The sequence below is a fragment of the Haloarcula sp. H-GB4 genome (assembly GCF_030848575.1).
Classification (GTDB): domain Archaea; phylum Halobacteriota; class Halobacteria; order Halobacteriales; family Haloarculaceae; genus Haloarcula.
The window spans coordinates 312,829-327,140 of the sequence record NZ_JAVDDX010000002.1; the positions used below are offsets into that span (position 1 = coordinate 312,829).

The window sequence follows — 14,312 nt, forward strand, 5'->3', positions numbered from 1 at the left end:
TCGTTATTCCTCGTCCGCGTCTTCGTCTGTCTCGGCCTCGGCCTGGCGCTCCTCGCCGAGGTCGGTCAGTTCGACGCTCCCGCCTGCAGCTTCGACCTTCTCGCGAGCGCCCTCGGAGAAGTCGTCGGCGATGAGCGTGAGTTCGTGGCGAACCTGGCCCGCACCGAGTACTTTCACGTAATCGGCGTCGTCGGACTCTTCGACCACATCACGGACATCGACGCGGAAGCCACCGTCTTCGACTTCAGCGACGTCATCTGCAGCCAGCAGCGTGACATTCTCGTCGATCTCGCGAACGTCGATAGTTGCGGCCTCTTCCTGCACCTTCTGCGGGCGCTTGAAGCCGCTCTTGCCGAGCGGTTCGTGGTTGTGGAACTCGTGCTTGTCACGGCCTGCAGCACCGCGACCACCGCGATGGCCGGCACCACGTCGGTTCTTGTGTGAGCCGCCGCCGTGCGTGCGCGAGCCGCGCTGTCGTTTCTTTTTGCTCGTCATTATCGCATCGCCTCCAGGAGTTCGTCGATTCCCTCGGTCTCGTGTTTCCCGAGCTGCCCGCCCTCCTTGACGGGGTGTTTGACGCCGTCGTGGCCGCCACGGGGCGGGTGGAGACGAAGCGTCGGGGACAGACCCTGCTCGCGCAGCGTCGTCTCCTCGGAGAGGAGCGCGAACGCGAGCCCGGAGATGTCGTCGTAATCCGTGTGCTCGGCGACCCACTCGTCGTCCACGTCGGCGTCGCCCTCAAGTGGCTCGGCACGCGTCGCCAGGACTGTCTCCAGCGTCTCCTGGCTCGGCTCGCCGAAGGCGACGAAGTCGTTGACCTTCGCCACCATGCCGCGGTAGGCGTCCGTCTCAGGGACGAGCGTGCAGTGGTTCACGTGGTGGATGTTGAGCATCTCCAGCGTGTCCTGGATGTCGGTATGCATGTTGACTTCGCCACGGAGCTGGACGAGCGCGTGCATCACTCGATCACCTCTCGTTTCTCGAAGGTTCGCTCGGGGACGCGCGCCTCGGCCGTGTTCTGCAGGGCGTTGAACGTCGCCTTTGCGAAGTTGACCGTGGTGCGCGTGTTCCCGCTACTGCGTGTCCAGATGTCTTCGATACCGGCGAGTTCGAGCACCTTGCGGACGGTCTCTCCGCCTGCGAGGCCCAGCCCGCGCGGGGCCGGCTGGAGCTCGACCTCGACGCTCCCGGCCTTGCCCTCGGTGCGCAGCGCGACCGTGTGCGGACGGCCACAGCCACACTCCCAGGACCCGCAGCCGCGGGAGACATCGATGATGTTCAGCTTCGCGATGTCGATGGCTTTCTGGATGGCACCGCCGACCTGATCGTCACGCCCTTCGGCGTAGCCGATGAGACCGTCGCGGTTGCCAACGGCGACCACGCAGCGGAACTTCACGCGGCGGCCGGAGTCTGTCATCCGCTGGACCATGTTGATGTCCAGCACTTCGTCTTCCAGGTCGGGAACGAGCTGGTCGACGACTTCCGATTCTTTCAGCGGGAGTCCGGAGTTCAGCGCCTCCTGCATGGAGTCGATTTCGCCCTCGACAACCTGCTTGCCGAGGCGTGTCCGTGGCTCCCATCCGTTGTTAGCACTCATAGTTCGATGTCACCGTCCAGTAGGGTCTCTCGGAGCTCGTCGAAGTGCTCCGGGAGGTCTGCAGCGTCGAAGTCGCCGCTGTACAGCGGCTCTTCAAGCTGCTCGTCGTACTCGGCGATGTGGGCACCGCGCGTGCGCTGCCAGTCCGCGAGTACGTCGTCATTGTGCGGAATGTCCAGGCCGGCGTCAATTGCGCCTTCCTGTATTGCGAATACTTTGCTTCCGGGGGTCGGGCTGTTGAGTCCGATGTCAAGCACTGCCTCCTCGATACCCGCTTCCTTCGCGCGAAGCCCGGCGAGTAGACCGGTGAGGTACGCCGAGGGCATGTTGCCCGTCGGGGCCTCCCAGCCGTACTCGGCGAGGTCGCTCGAGTGAGCGGACGCGAGAGTGTCATCGCCATTGGGGCCAAGCGTCACCAGCTGCGCCCTGACGTGTTTATTGCTCTTTCGAGCAACGAGACGTGGCTTACCGGATTTCAACAGGCGCAACCGCTGATGGTAATCGGTTCTGGCCTCGCGGCGTCGCCGCATCGGTACTTTATATCGTGGTCCTGTCGCCATTATGCGTCACCGTGGTTTGCGTCGATGTAACGTTCGAGATCGGCAACGCTGTCGAACTCGCCACCGCCGGCCTTGTCGTACAGGTCGCGGTACTGCGAACTCGAAAGCGTTCCCTCGTCACGCAGTTCGCGCAGCTTCGTCCGTTGTGCGCGGATACGTGACTCCCAGTCCTCCTTGGAGTTCTGCCGTGCGCCTGCCTTGCCCTTCCGGGAACCGGCTCCCTTCTGGTGGCCGTACGCACGCTTCTTCTGGCGCTCCCGGGCGCGTCCACGAGAGTTGCCTTTCTTGTCTTTCGCCTGAATGGCGCCCTCATCAACCAGTTCGCGAACGTCCTCACGGGTAATCGCGTCAGCGATGTCGCCCTGTCGCTCGGGGTTGAACCAGACGCGGTTCTTCCCGACGTCAAGGACGTCTGCCGCGAGTCGCTTCTGTGCGGAGAGATCAGTCATCACTCACTCACCTCGACTTCGACGTAGGTGGGGTTGAGCACGCGGATGCCCGCGTCCTCGGCTTCCTCTTCGATTCGCTCGCGCTTGCGAGCACCGACCTTCGAGGCGATCCGAACGGCCTCTGTATCGCCGTCGACGCCTTCGAGGTCGTCCACGTTGTGCACGCGAACCTCCTCGAAGCCGGACGGGTGCTTGCCGCGAACCGCGGTCGGCGAGCGGAAGCCCGCCCCGACCGTGTCGCCCTTACCCTTGATGCCGCGGCGCTGCTTCGAGAGCTGGCCGCGGGGCTTGCGCCACGAGGTCGAGACGCGCTTTTTCTTGTGGTGATCTTGGCGGTTGAACTGCGGCTTGCCGACCCGGTGTCGCTGGGTCAGTAGCCGCGCATCCTCGTCGGAGAGGTCCGGCGTCTTCTCAGAGAGCCCGCGGGCCTGGAGTTCCGTCTCCACGTCCTCGTCGGGCGCTTCCTCGCTGCCTTCCTCTTCAACTTCGGCTTCGGTCTCGGACTCGACTTCGAGTCCGCCGACGTCGGCCTTGATTCGGGCCGCCAGCGCGTTCCCGATACCGCTGACATCGGCGAGCGCGTCTTGGTCGGCACCACGAACGTCTTCGACCGAGTCGAAGCCGGCCTCGCGGAGTGACTCCGCCTTGGACGGGCCGACGCCGCTGATGTCGGTCAGTTCGGTGTACGCTTCCTCTGCCTCGACGTCTTCATCGTTGTCCGCCATCAGGCGTCACCTCGGTTCGGTTTGCGGGTGATGTACACCCCGTCCTGAAACACGCGCACGTCCTTGTCGTTGATGCGCGTGAGCTGCTCGATGTCCGCGGCGGTCTGACCGACGGCTTCGATGTCGGGACCGCTGATGGTCAGCTCCTCGCCGTCGATTTCGACGTCCGTGTCGCCGTGGATCGTCGTGCGGCGGGGGGCCTTCTCGCCCAGGAAGTTCTCGATGACGACTTCGTCACCCTCGACGTCGACCTGCATCGGGAAGTGAGAGTAAAAGACCTCCATACCGTACTCCCAGCCCTCGGTCACGCCGTGGAACATATTCTCGATGTGGCTCTGGAAGGTACCGATCGTCGACATCGTCTTGGCGTTGTCCTCATCGGATTCGATGACGACCGTGTCGCCGTCGACGGACACGTCGATGTCAGGGTACCAGAGCCGACGCGTGACGCTGCCGTTGTCCCCCTCGACGGTGATGTCGAGATGGTCCTGCTCGGCGTCCACGTCCTCCGGAATCTCCAGTTCTACTCGTGGCATTGTTAGTATACGTACGCGATGACTTGGCCACCAACGCCCTGCTCACGAGCCTCGTAGTGGCTCATGATGCCGTGGCTGGTCGTCACGACGAGGGTCCCGTAGTCACGGGCGGGGAGGAACCGCTTCTCCCACTTCTCGAACTCGTCTGCGCCCGCAGAGTAGCGGGGCTTGACCGGGCCACACTCGTTGATGGCTCCTTTCAGTTCAACTTCGAACTCGCCGGCTTTGCCGTCGTCGACGAAACTGAATCCGTCGATGTACCCGCGGTCGTAGAAGACCTCGAGGACGCTGCCGATCTCGTTCGAAGCTGGCGATACTGTCTGCTCTAGGTGCCCGACGCTTTCGGCGTTGTTAAGCGCCGACAGTGCGTTGGCAAATGGGTCGTTCCCTGTCATTGTTAGCTGTACTTCCTGAAGCCCATGCCCCGCGAAATCTCGCGGAAGCACTGGCGGCACAGCCAGATGTCGTACTTGCCGACGAGTCCCTGTTCGCGACCGCAGCGCTGACAGGACTCGAGCTGGCCAGTTCGCTCACTGGATGCCGTCTCGGAATCGGGCTCGTCTGTGGTTTCACTTTCGCTCATTCGCTCACCTCCACGTCGTAGGTCGACTCGATGAAGGCGACGGCGTCCGCCGGATTGAGTCGATGCTTCGTCGGAATCGAGCGCGACGCCTTGTCGCGCTTTGCGACGCGGTAGCCGGGTCGGACGAGGTTAACCGTCACGTCCAGCCCGTAGATTCCGATGCTCGGGTCATACTCCTGGCTCGGGAACTCGGTGTGTTCCTCGACGCCGAAGCTGAAGTTGCCGGTATCGTCGAACTGACTCGTCGCCAGTTCAGCGAGCGGCAGCGCCGTCTGGAGGAACTCTTCAGCCATCTCGTCACGGAGGGTGACCTTCGCACCGATGGGGTCGCCCTCGCGGATGTCGAACTCGCCGACAGTCCGCTTGGCCTTCGTTCGTACCGGCGTCTGCCCGGTGATCTCCCCGAGGATGTCCTCTGCATTGGCAAGGTCGCGGCCACCGTGGCCGATACCCATGTGAACGACGACCTTCTCGATGCGCGGTTCGCGCATCTCGTGGAAGTCGCCGCCGGACTCACTCTCGGAGCTCATTCATCATCACCCGTGAAGTTCTCGTCGATGACGACGACGTACTCTTCGACTGTCTCGAAGCCTTCGCCCTCGTCCTGCGAGACGATCACGTTGTTCTGGGCCGAACCCGGCGTCACCTGAATCTCCTCGACTTCGCCGACTTCGCCCGCGTGGGCGCCATCAACGGCGGTGACGAGCGCGCCCTCTTGGTACTCGAAGTGGGCGACGATTTCGCCGTCCTCGTTGCCGACGACGATGGAGTCGCCAGCATCGTAGGTCTGGTCGTCCTCGACGATGAGCGTCTCACCGTCGTGGAGACCCAGCTGGACGTCGCCACCAGAGACGTGCGTCTTGGTAGCGATCTTTCCGAGCTTGGACTGGGCCGCGTCCGGGTCGATTGCGGTCAGCGCCAGCCGACCACCCTCGCCGGGGAACACGCGGTAGTACTCCTCGCGCTCGGTGAAGGCCAGGATGTCGAACATCCCGACAGGGCGTTCCTCGTCGGAAATGGCCTTCCCGTTGATGAGGACGTTGTCCTCGTTGAGGGCGTAGCGGGCTTCTTTGCGGTTGTCGGCGTAGCCGAGCACGTCCCGAAGGACGATGAGTAGGGGAACCCCATCCTCACCGTGCGGGCCGGCGCCGGCTTTCACCGTAAACGTCGCAGTCTTGCGCTCTACGGGCCAACTGTTCGGCACCGAGAGTCGCTTCTGGTGGTTACTCATGCGGAATCATCCTCCGATTCGAGACGCGCCTCGCGCTTCTCGTCTTCGAGGTCTATGTCCGTCACGCGGACGTTCGAGGTGTCCAGCGGTCGCGGGACTTCCTCGCCGTCCGTCTTCTCGAGCGTGACGTCTTCGACGTGGATGACAGCCTTGTCGAGGTCCACGTTGATGACTTCGCCTTCCTCGTCGGCGAAGTCGCCACGGAGCACCTCGACGGTGTCACCGGCGTTGACGCGGACGTTTCGCTGACCGTACTCCTCTCGGAGGTCGGCAGACAGCGTCGCCCGGACCTGCTTGTGCCGCTCGTGAAGCGGGGCACGTCGTTGACTCTTGCGTTGTTTGTCTGGTTGCTTGCTCATGGTTCTATACAATCATCGTCGCTGCTGATGCCACACTGCCGAATCGCTGTGCGACTTCCCGTGCGATGGGACCTTTCAGCTCGGTCCCGCGCGGGTCCTCGTTCTCGTCGACGATGACGGCCGCGTTGTCTTCGAACTTGACGCGGGTGCCGTCGGGTCGACGGATCGGCTTTCGCTGGCGGACGACGACGGCTTCGAGCACCTGGCGACGCATTTCGGGCGTCCCCTTGGTGACCGAGACCGTGATCTTGTCGCCCAGCCCAGCTTTGGGGTGGCGGTTCTTCGTTCCCGAGTAGCCGTGGACGGAAATGACCTTGAGTTCGCGCGCTCCCGTGTTGTCCGCACACGTGATGAGCGAGCCCTTCTCCAGGCCTTGCGTGACGTCAGCACCGAGTGCTTCCATCAGGCATCACCGTCCTGTTCGTCGGCGACCACGCCAACGACGACGTGGCTTTTCGTTTTCGAGAGCGGTCGACACTCTGCTATCGTGACCGTGTCACCGACCGCGAGGTCGAGACAATCGGGTGCGTGAGCCGGAACGCGGCTCCGCCGCTTCATGAAGCGGTCGTATTTCGGCACCTTCACGTCGTACTCGCGCTCGACGACAACGGTCTTCTCCATGTCAGTGGAGGCTACCTCGCCGTTCAGTGTCTGTCCGCGCACGGAGAGCTCTCCGTGGAACGGGCAGTTCTGATCGGCACAGGTTTCCTCCGGTTCCTGTACGTTCAGTCCTAGCGCCATAGTGAATCTCCTGTGTTCTCTGTGCGACGAGCGGGACGCGCGACGAGTCGGTCGCCGTCGACGAGAACTGTCTCGGTCGACAGGTCGAACGCGAACGTCGCGCTGTCCTTCGGCACGTGCCACACCCGGTCGGCACCCTCGAGAGTCAGCATCTGTGTCGTCTCCATGACGACAGTTCCGCTGATACCGATGACGTCCGGATTGGACGCCGCGACGACCTCGCAGTCGAGGCCGACGAGTTCGTGTCGTGGGAGCGTCTCGGGTGTCAGTGGCATTATTCGTTCTCCTGCAGGTCGCCTTCTTCGCCCTGAATCGTCTTGATTCGGGCGATGGCCTTCCGCAGCTCCTTGATGCGACCGGGGTTCTCCGGTGCACCACCCGCGGCCTGGACGGCCCGGGCGTTCAGTAGTTCGGTCTTCAGGTCGTCGAGTTCCGCCTCGCGTTCGGCGGGCGTCATGTCCCGAATCTCTTGGACGTGGAGGACAGTCATTCGTCGTCGTCCTCCTCATCCATTTCGTCCATCAGCTCTTCGGCTTCTGCCTCGACGTCCTCGTCAAGTTCCTCGTCGACAGCGTCTTCGAGTTCGTCGACGTCAACGTCCTCAACATCTTCGTCAGTCGGGACTTCGACGTCTTCCTCGACGATCTCCTCGTCGACGAACTCCTCGTCTGTCTCGGAGTCGTCGTCGGCCCCGGCGGCCACGTCTTCGTCGAGTTCTTCCGCCGTCTCGCTGTCTTCGGGTTCGCCTTCGAGGAGTTCCTCGACGGACTCGCCGTCGGTGTCGGCCACGTAGTCCTCGACGTCGACATCCTCGTAGATCTCGAAGTCGTCGGGGAGTTCCGCGTCCGGCGGGATGATCTTGACTCGGACCCCGATGGTACCGAGCTTCATCACGGCGACGCCGACGCCGCTGTCGACGATCTCCTCTGCGGGTTCACCGTTGTGCTTGACGTAGCCACGGTTGAACTTCTCAACGCGTGAGCGTGCACCAGTGACCTTTCCGGAGAGGACGATCTCTGCGCCGAGTGCGCCCGACTCCATGATGCGGTCGATGGTGGTGTGGCCCGCTTTGCGGAAGTACCAGCCACGCTCGAGTGCGTTGGCCAGTCGGTCCGCGACGATGCGGGCGTTGAGGTCCGGCTCGTCGACTTCCTGCACGTCGACCTGCGGGTCATCGAGGTTGAATCGGTCCTCGAGTTCCGTCGTGATCTTCCGGATGTTCTTCCCGCCCTTGCCGATGACCATTCCTGGCTTCTCGGCTTTGAGCACGATCTGGGTCCCCATCGGCGTCTTGGCGACATCCATGCCGCCATAGCCAGCTCGACCGAGTTCCTCTGCGAAGAACTCGTCGATCTGGGTCCGCTGGAGTCCGTCCTCGATGAACTGTTGTTCGTCGGCCATTAGTCTTCGACCTCCGGCTCTTCGAGGATGAGTTCGACGTCGACCTGCGGGCTGTTCCACGCCGAGGCACGCCCCATCGCTCGGGGCTTGCGACCCTGCTGCTCGCCGACCTTGTGGGCGGCGACGTGCGTGATCGTCATGGCCTCACCGTCGAAGCCCTGATGGTCGGCGTTGCCGACCGCGTTCTCGAGCAGGTCGATGAAGGCCTTGCTGGCCTTCTCCGGATAGCGTCCGGCGTCCCAGCCGTCGACCTTGCGTTTGTGGCCGACGCCCGAGTTGTGCTGTTTGAACGGAACGGGCTGGTCGCCCTCGATAACTGCCTCGAGGTAGTCGACAGCCTCGCCGGCCGTTTTGCCCTTGATCTCGCGGGCGATGGCCTTGCTGTGCTTGAAGCTCATCTGCCGCTCCCGGAGCATCGCTTTGGCCGTCGTGTCCGGGTCGGCTTCGACTGAGTAACTGATTCCCATGATTATTTGAGCGGTACGAACTTCGAGGAGCGTGTCGCTCCGATACCGGCCTGACCGTGTTCGACGCTACTCCGGGTGAGCTGGAACTCACCGAGGTAGTGGCCGAGCATCTCGGGCTCGACTTTGACACGCTCGAAGTTCTGGCCGTCGTGGACGGCGAAGGTCAGCCCGACCATCTCCGGAACCACCGGCATGTCGCGCAGGTGGGTCCGGATCGGGTCGTTGGCTGTCTCCTCTTCGCCGGCCTCGCGGGCCTTTTCGAGGAGCTTGTGTTTCTCCTCGGTCAGGCCGCGTACGATACTTCGCCGCTGTCGAGCGGGGAGCAGTTCCGCGACTTCCTCGAGCTCCATCTCCTGCAGCTCGTCGAGCGTGTGGCCGCGGAAGGAGAACTCTCCTTCGTGGCCGATTTGATATTCTGAGCTCATTCGTTGCCACCTCGACCTGTTCGCTTCGAGGCGATGTCCCCGACCTTACGGCCAGGCGGGGCGTTCCGCGAGATGGACTTGGGCTTGCCGGGGTGCTGGCGTCCGCCACCACCGAACGGGTGGTCGACGGCGTTCATCGCCACACCGCGGACGTTAGGCCACTTCGTCCCTCGCGCTTTCATCTTGTGATGCTTGTTGCCAGCCTTCACGAACGGCTTGTCAGTTCGGCCGCCACCGGCAACGACGCCGATGGTGGCGCGGCACTGCGGGTCAAGCCGCTTCATCTCCCCAGAAGGAAGCTTGACGACCGCGACGTTGCGGTCGTGGGTGAGCAGCTGGGCGTTGACACCCGACGCGCGGGCGAACTTCCCACCGTCACCGGAGCTGGATTCGACGTTGCACACCGGGACCCCCTCTGGGATCTCGGCCAGCGGGAGCGTGTTCCCGGGTGCGATCTCGGCGCTGACGCCGACCTGCAGCTCGTCGCCCACCCCGACGCCTTCCGGCGCGAGGATGAGTCGTCGGTCGCCGTCTTCGAACTCGACGGCGGCGACCGGGGCCGACCGGGCAGGGTCGTGCTCGATGTCAACGACCGTGCCGGCAACGACGTCGCCGTCCTCGACCTTGCGGTGCTCCAGATCAGCCTTGTAACGGTGCGACGGAGCACGGAACGTGGAGGTCCCGCGGCCGCGCCGTTGTCCTTGGATTCGTCGTCCCATCGTTAGAACACCCCAATTCTGGAGGCGACTTCCTGGGCGTCGTCGTCCTCGGAGAGGCGAACGACGGCCTTCTTCTCGCCGTCCATCGTGTTCTGCGTGTTGACCTGTTCGACTGTCACGTCGTACTGCTCCTCGACGGCGTCGGCGACCTCGCCCTTGGAGGCGCGGTCATCGACGGCGAACTGGAGCTTGTTCTGGAAGTCCATGTCATTCATGGCTTTCTCAGTGACGTGTGGGTGTTTGATGACATCCCAGCTCATCGCTCGGCCACCTCCGCGAGTGCGGATTCCGTGAAGATGGTGAGTCGACCGGGCGCGCCGCCAGGCGCGAGGTCTTCCGTGTTGACCTCGCTGGCGGTTGCCACGTCGGCCCCCGCAAGGTTGCGGGCGGCCGTCGACGGCTCGTCGCTGGTCACGAAGAGAATCGAGGCGGGACGACGGTACTTCCGTCCACGGGCCGAACCCTGTCCAGCCTTGATCTTCGTCTCGTCGGCGCGGTCGATGTCCGCGTGGACGTCGAGCGCCTCCAGCAGCGAGACGACTTCTTGCGTCTTGACGAGGTCCTCGAAGTCGTCGGAGACGACGACGGGCACTTCGTCACGGTCGAACTCGTGGCCGCGGTCGGCGACGAGGTCGGCGTCGGCCGTCGCGGCCAGCGCCGAGCGAACGGCCAGCTGCCGTTCCTTGTCGTTGAGGTCGAGCGAGCGGTCCTTCTCGGTTTTTGGCGGGTGGGCACTTCGCCCTTTGACCGCCTGCGGGACGCGGCGGGCACGACCGTCCTGCTTCGGGATGTGTGCCTGCCCGCGGCCGCTACCGAAGGACTCTGCCGGCGTTCGGAGGCCGGCGTACTCGTCGGACCCGTAGTCCTGCTTTCGGTTGGCCTGTGCGGCACGTACAGCTTTGCCGATGAGGTCGGACCGAACCGGCGTCTCGAAGACGTCCGGCAGGTCGACCTCGCCGTCTGTGTTGCCGTCCAGGTCGTAGATTGTTGCCTGCATAGGTTATCCCTGGTTCGATTCGTTGGAGACGTAGCGCACCTCGGGGTCGAGGCGCGGCTGGTCGTTCGGACGCACCGCGGGCCGGAAGCGCACCAGGCGCTTGTCCGGACCGGGCACGGAGCCCTTCACGAGCGTGTACGGCCCATCGACCTCGCCGTAGTTGACGAAGCCGCCATCGACGGTGGGCTCGTCGCCCTCGCCGATGTCGATGAGACGCTTGTTAAGCTCGGTGCGCTGGTGGTAGCCGGTCTGCCCCTGCTGGGGGACCGTTGAGCGCACGCGGGACGGGTTCCACGGACCGAGGTTGCCGATCCGTCGGCGCCATCCCTGGCGGGCGTGCTTGCCTTTCCGTTTCTGGACGCCCCACCGCTTGACGGGACCCTGTGTCCCTTTGCCTTTCGTGACACCGGCCACGTCGGCGTACTCGCCGGCGCGGAAGATGTCGTTCATGGCGTGTTCGCCACCGTCCTCGACGAGGTCGAGGGCGTGGTCGAGGCGGTCCGAAACGGACCCACCGCCGACGCGAGTTTCCATCACGTCGGGCTTTTTCTTCGGGACGCTCGGGACGGCGTCGGGGACGGTGTGCGTAATGAGTCGCAGGTCCCCGAGGTCACCGGCCTCGTGTGCGTCGCGTATCTGTTCCTCAGCAGCGTCCGGGTCGTGGTCCTCCGGAACGTCTAGGGTCCGGTCGAGTTCCGAGTGGAACTCGTCGGTCCAGACTTCCGTCAGCGGACGCTGACCGTACGGCGTGTCTTCGTACGCTCGCAGGGCGACGGCGCGCATCGGCGGCGTCTCGATGACTGTCACCGGGACAGTCTCCTCCATCCCCTCGCGGGGGGAGTTAGGTTCGTCGTTGACAAGCACAACGTGAGTCATGCCTGCCTTGTAGCCGGCGAACCCTTGGACGCCCGGCTGCCCGTCGTCAGACGGCCAGCTGTTGAAGCGAGGCGTCTCGCTCGTCGAGCGCTTGCGCGGGCCGAAGCCCAGCGAGCCTTTGCGTGGTCTGCTTGGTTGTGGCATTCGTTTACTCCGTGAGGGTTAGACAGGTGAGGGAGGCGAACAGAGCTTCTTCCGTTCGCACAACCTCACTGCCCTGGTTCGGAACCGTATTCAGCCAGAGGTCGAACCCTTCTGGTTCGTCGCTCGTCTGGTCTCCCCCGACGGCGTCCGGGGCAACGTCGAGTATCGACGGTAACCCGCGCTCGGGTGCCCCGAAGGCGACGGTCATGCCGCCCTCGGCGTCGCGCCGCTCGGCCAGCTGGCCGAGACGGGTCGACGTTACCGGCTCGCCGTATCGCGAGGACGCGATAGTGAGCCCGGCATCGTCGCGCGAGAGTGCCGCATCGAGGTCCGCGGCGACAACGTCGAATCCCGTTGTGGGGGCGTCGACGAGTTTCGCCCGGACCGGCCGTCGCGAAGAGACCCTGACGGTCACGCGCTCCCCCTGTTCCACGTCCATATCCGCTGGGACGGGAAGGGAGATCGGGTGTTGCATGCCGCAATTGACCCGGACGCGCCCATCAGCTCCGACCTCGGTCACGATTCCCTGTCTTAACGACCCCGAACCCTCAGATCCGGAGCCGGTCTGTGAACGCACGCGGAGCGGCGGCAGGACGCCGACGTACTCCAGTTCGTCCCGCTTACCCCACATCTCCTTTCGGAGGTGCGGGGGCGTCGCGGCGTACCGCAGCACGGTTTCGACGAACCCGTCTTCCCATTTGCCCGCCCCGTCAGGGTCGGGGTACACTGTCAGCCGATCAACCCGGTAGACCGCGGCCGCGCGGGCCACGTAACCGAGCTTGCGAGTTGCCTCGCGTCTGTCTTCGGCTTCCCGTGCGAGGGAAGACGGCACGAGTACGCTGGTCGTCATGCCGTGACGCTTCCACGTCGCGCCACTAGACTGTGCCGATATCTCCCTTTCCAGGGCTTAAAAAGCCCCCGTTTCGCGTTCGCGATGCGTCGCGTTCACATGGTCCGTCATGCCGGTTCGGGACCGATGCACGCATTCACTGTTTTGCCGCTTCCGAAAGGCCATGTCTCGTGACGCCATCACATGATCCCGCGCTCAGGCGGGGCGGTGATTGCCCTCACTTCCCACGATTTTCCCCGGAAAACGGAAGGCTTTTTACTCTCACCCCCGCCAGATTTGATTGCAACAAGGCGTTGCACGCTGGCACTGAGCGACCACCGGTCGTGAAGGTCAGGGCAAACGAAGCAAGCGCTGGTAGTGTAGTTGGTATCACGTGACCTTGCCATGGTCACAACCTGGGTTCAAATCCCAGCCAGCGCATTTCTCTGATTTCAAGTCCACAAGCGATGCGTCTTATCGCGTCTACAGTGTTTACTGATGGATAGGCCGCTCAGTGGCGCCAGTGTCACTCTGTGACTGAGGCGTACCATTATTTGTTACCCCATCGACAGTCCGATTGTATGACAGACGAGACAGTCCACGAGTCACAGGAAACACGGAGTCGAAGAGGGATCGCGTCGTACTTCCGACGGCTGGCGAACAGGCTCAGCCGCGGTGAGCCAGCCCCCGCAGATGAGGAGCAGACCGTAACAGTCACGCCGCCGGCTGAATCCGAGTTCGAGGTCGAGGTCGAACGAGAGGACGGGACTGTCACGCTTGAAATCGATATGGAATGGGATGAGGACGATGGAGCGGTGGCGACCGATGTGGCTGCGAGCAAGGCCACGTTCGAGGTGTACGAGGACAGCGCCGAGCAGTACCGCTGGCGGCTTCGCCACGACAACGGCAACATCATCGCCGACAGTGGGGAGGGCTACGCCTCCAAACAGAAGGCCGAGCAGGGGCTCGAAAGCGTCAAATCCAATGCGCCCGGCGCGTACGTCGTCGACGAGTCGAAAGACGAGGATACCCCCGACGACGGCGGCAGCAAGGCGACGTTCGAGCTATTCAAAGACAGCGAAGGGAAAGCGCGCTGGCGCCTCCGCCACGACAACGGAGAGATAATCGCCGACTGCGGGCAGGGCTACGCCTCCAAGCAGAAAGCGAAGCAGGGGCTCCAGAGCGTCAAGACGAACGCTCGCGGGGCACCGGTCGAAGAAGGCGAGTAAGCGTTCCGAACAGCGGCAGTTTCTTTCCACCAGTCTGATACTGGAAACGTGACGCGAGTACCACAGCGGTTAGGTCTCGGGCGCGCGTGGAGCCAGTATGACCTGCATAGGGTTTCTCTCGGTCGCACCGGTCATCGAAGGCAGCATGTCCTCGTACGTCGCTGACGCCGTCGCGGCGCTGGAGGCGTTCGACGTCGAGTACGAGACGACACCAATGGGGACTATCATCGAAGCGGAGGACAGCAAGGAACTGTTCGCGGCTACCCACGCCGCTCACGAGGCTGTCGGCGAGCAGACCGACCGCGTGAGTACGTTCTTGAAGATCGACGACAAGCGAACCGTTGACCAGCAGGCGCGAGATAAGGTCGACGCCGTCGAGGAGCATCTGGGTCGGGCGGCCAGAAGCGACGCGGCCGAAGGCGGAGATTAAAGGGAAGGGTGCCA

Annotated in this window: 26 protein-coding genes and 1 tRNA gene; 3 read left to right on the forward strand and 24 right to left on the reverse strand. The window is 63.6% G+C overall.

Annotation, left to right across the window (positions count from 1 at the left end; all coding sequences use genetic code 11):
• Positions 1-3 precede the first annotated feature (3 nt).
• Genes RBH20_RS10055 through RBH20_RS10170 form a run of 24 tightly spaced genes read right to left on the reverse strand, consistent with a single transcriptional unit; the run spans position 4 to position 12,660 of the window.
• Positions 4-495 (reverse strand): uL15m family ribosomal protein, encoded by a 492-nt coding sequence (locus tag RBH20_RS10055; RefSeq protein WP_306708161.1) that lies wholly within the window; start codon positions 493-495, stop codon positions 4-6.
• On the reverse strand, positions 495-959 hold the full coding sequence (gene rpmD, locus RBH20_RS10060; RefSeq protein ID WP_306708163.1) for a 50S ribosomal protein L30: 465 nt from the start codon (positions 957-959) through the stop codon (positions 495-497). The genes RBH20_RS10055 and rpmD overlap by 1 nt, the downstream gene beginning before the upstream one ends.
• A complete protein-coding gene (locus RBH20_RS10065) occupies positions 959-1,597 on the reverse strand; it encodes a 30S ribosomal protein S5 (protein WP_004957374.1) in 639 nt (212 codons plus the stop codon). Before RBH20_RS10065 ends, rpmD begins: the two co-directional genes overlap by 1 nt.
• Positions 1,594-2,157, reverse strand: coding sequence for a 50S ribosomal protein L18 (locus tag RBH20_RS10070; RefSeq protein ID WP_049909163.1), 564 nt, complete (start codon positions 2,155-2,157; stop codon positions 1,594-1,596). The genes RBH20_RS10065 and RBH20_RS10070 overlap by 4 nt, the downstream gene beginning before the upstream one ends.
• Positions 2,157-2,606, reverse strand: a complete 450-nt coding sequence (locus RBH20_RS10075; RefSeq protein ID WP_004516953.1) for a 50S ribosomal protein L19e — start codon at positions 2,604-2,606, stop codon at positions 2,157-2,159. The genes RBH20_RS10070 and RBH20_RS10075 overlap by 1 nt, the downstream gene beginning before the upstream one ends.
• The gene (locus RBH20_RS10080) at positions 2,606-3,331 is read right to left on the reverse strand and encodes a 50S ribosomal protein L32e (protein ID WP_306708168.1); all 726 of its coding nucleotides are present in this window, start codon (positions 3,329-3,331) and stop codon (positions 2,606-2,608) included. The genes RBH20_RS10075 and RBH20_RS10080 overlap by 1 nt, the downstream gene beginning before the upstream one ends.
• Positions 3,331-3,867 (reverse strand): 50S ribosomal protein L6, encoded by a 537-nt coding sequence (locus RBH20_RS10085; RefSeq protein ID WP_004591564.1) that lies wholly within the window; start codon positions 3,865-3,867, stop codon positions 3,331-3,333. Before RBH20_RS10085 ends, RBH20_RS10080 begins: the two co-directional genes overlap by 1 nt.
• A gap of 2 nt (positions 3,868-3,869) precedes the next feature.
• Positions 3,870-4,262 carry a 30S ribosomal protein S8 gene (locus tag RBH20_RS10090; protein ID WP_004516956.1) on the reverse strand — a complete coding sequence of 131 codons (393 nt, stop codon included), beginning with the start codon at positions 4,260-4,262 and terminating at the stop codon, positions 3,870-3,872.
• Between the two features lie 2 nt (positions 4,263-4,264).
• Entirely contained in the window at positions 4,265-4,450 is a 186-nt protein-coding gene (locus RBH20_RS10095; RefSeq protein ID WP_004591563.1) for a 30S ribosomal protein S14, read from the reverse strand.
• Complete coding sequence (locus RBH20_RS10100; protein ID WP_004591562.1) at positions 4,447-4,980, reverse strand: 50S ribosomal protein L5; 534 nt, start codon at positions 4,978-4,980, stop codon at positions 4,447-4,449. The genes RBH20_RS10095 and RBH20_RS10100 overlap by 4 nt, the downstream gene beginning before the upstream one ends.
• The gene (locus RBH20_RS10105; protein ID WP_306708169.1) at positions 4,977-5,681 is read right to left on the reverse strand and encodes a 30S ribosomal protein S4e; all 705 of its coding nucleotides are present in this window, start codon (positions 5,679-5,681) and stop codon (positions 4,977-4,979) included. The genes RBH20_RS10100 and RBH20_RS10105 overlap by 4 nt, the downstream gene beginning before the upstream one ends.
• Positions 5,678-6,040 carry a 50S ribosomal protein L24 gene (gene rplX / locus RBH20_RS10110; RefSeq protein WP_306708170.1) on the reverse strand — a complete coding sequence of 121 codons (363 nt, stop codon included), beginning with the start codon at positions 6,038-6,040 and terminating at the stop codon, positions 5,678-5,680. Before rplX ends, RBH20_RS10105 begins: the two co-directional genes overlap by 4 nt.
• A 4-nt stretch (positions 6,041-6,044) precedes the next feature.
• Positions 6,045-6,443 carry a 50S ribosomal protein L14 gene (locus RBH20_RS10115; protein WP_004516961.1) on the reverse strand — a complete coding sequence of 133 codons (399 nt, stop codon included), beginning with the start codon at positions 6,441-6,443 and terminating at the stop codon, positions 6,045-6,047.
• Positions 6,443-6,781: a 30S ribosomal protein S17 gene (locus RBH20_RS10120; RefSeq protein WP_004591559.1), complete on the reverse strand. Its 339-nt coding sequence runs from the start codon at positions 6,779-6,781 to the stop codon at positions 6,443-6,445. Before RBH20_RS10120 ends, RBH20_RS10115 begins: the two co-directional genes overlap by 1 nt.
• Entirely contained in the window at positions 6,772-7,056 is a 285-nt protein-coding gene (locus tag RBH20_RS10125) for a ribonuclease P protein component 1 (RefSeq protein ID WP_007187647.1), read from the reverse strand. The genes RBH20_RS10120 and RBH20_RS10125 overlap by 10 nt, the downstream gene beginning before the upstream one ends.
• Positions 7,056-7,271 carry a 50S ribosomal protein L29 gene (gene rpmC, locus RBH20_RS10130; protein ID WP_004516964.1) on the reverse strand — a complete coding sequence of 72 codons (216 nt, stop codon included), beginning with the start codon at positions 7,269-7,271 and terminating at the stop codon, positions 7,056-7,058. The genes RBH20_RS10125 and rpmC overlap by 1 nt, the downstream gene beginning before the upstream one ends.
• Positions 7,268-8,182 (reverse strand): 30S ribosomal protein S3, encoded by a 915-nt coding sequence (locus RBH20_RS10135; protein WP_306708171.1) that lies wholly within the window; start codon positions 8,180-8,182, stop codon positions 7,268-7,270. The genes rpmC and RBH20_RS10135 overlap by 4 nt, the downstream gene beginning before the upstream one ends.
• A complete protein-coding gene (locus RBH20_RS10140) occupies positions 8,182-8,649 on the reverse strand; it encodes a 50S ribosomal protein L22 (protein ID WP_306708172.1) in 468 nt (155 codons plus the stop codon). The genes RBH20_RS10135 and RBH20_RS10140 overlap by 1 nt, the downstream gene beginning before the upstream one ends.
• Before the next feature lie 2 nt (positions 8,650-8,651).
• Complete coding sequence (locus tag RBH20_RS10145) at positions 8,652-9,074, reverse strand: 30S ribosomal protein S19 (protein ID WP_004516967.1); 423 nt, start codon at positions 9,072-9,074, stop codon at positions 8,652-8,654.
• Positions 9,071-9,793 (reverse strand): 50S ribosomal protein L2, encoded by a 723-nt coding sequence (locus RBH20_RS10150; RefSeq protein ID WP_306708174.1) that lies wholly within the window; start codon positions 9,791-9,793, stop codon positions 9,071-9,073. Before RBH20_RS10150 ends, RBH20_RS10145 begins: the two co-directional genes overlap by 4 nt.
• 2 nt (positions 9,794-9,795) lie before the next feature.
• Positions 9,796-10,053 carry a 50S ribosomal protein L23 gene (locus tag RBH20_RS10155; RefSeq protein WP_004591553.1) on the reverse strand — a complete coding sequence of 86 codons (258 nt, stop codon included), beginning with the start codon at positions 10,051-10,053 and terminating at the stop codon, positions 9,796-9,798.
• Entirely contained in the window at positions 10,050-10,790 is a 741-nt protein-coding gene (rpl4p, locus tag RBH20_RS10160; RefSeq protein WP_306708177.1) for a 50S ribosomal protein L4, read from the reverse strand. Before rpl4p ends, RBH20_RS10155 begins: the two co-directional genes overlap by 4 nt.
• Before the next feature lie 3 nt (positions 10,791-10,793).
• Positions 10,794-11,810, reverse strand: coding sequence for a 50S ribosomal protein L3 (gene rpl3p, locus RBH20_RS10165; protein WP_004591551.1), 1,017 nt, complete (start codon positions 11,808-11,810; stop codon positions 10,794-10,796).
• A gap of 4 nt (positions 11,811-11,814) precedes the next feature.
• Entirely contained in the window at positions 11,815-12,660 is an 846-nt protein-coding gene (locus RBH20_RS10170) for a putative RNA uridine N3 methyltransferase (protein ID WP_004957426.1), read from the reverse strand.
• Between the two features lie 348 nt (positions 12,661-13,008).
• Between RBH20_RS10170 and RBH20_RS10175 the strand changes: the two genes are divergently transcribed.
• From RBH20_RS10175 to RBH20_RS10185, 3 genes are all read left to right on the forward strand, one after another.
• Positions 13,009-13,080: transfer RNA gene (locus RBH20_RS10175), tRNA-Gly, on the forward strand.
• Between the two features lie 140 nt (positions 13,081-13,220).
• Positions 13,221-13,868, forward strand: a complete 648-nt coding sequence (locus RBH20_RS10180) for an HVO_2922 family protein (RefSeq protein ID WP_306708181.1) — start codon at positions 13,221-13,223, stop codon at positions 13,866-13,868.
• A 97-nt stretch (positions 13,869-13,965) separates the two neighbouring features.
• Positions 13,966-14,298, forward strand: a complete 333-nt coding sequence (locus tag RBH20_RS10185; protein WP_306708182.1) for an MTH1187 family thiamine-binding protein — start codon at positions 13,966-13,968, stop codon at positions 14,296-14,298.
• The last annotated feature ends 14 nt before the right edge of the window (positions 14,299-14,312 follow it).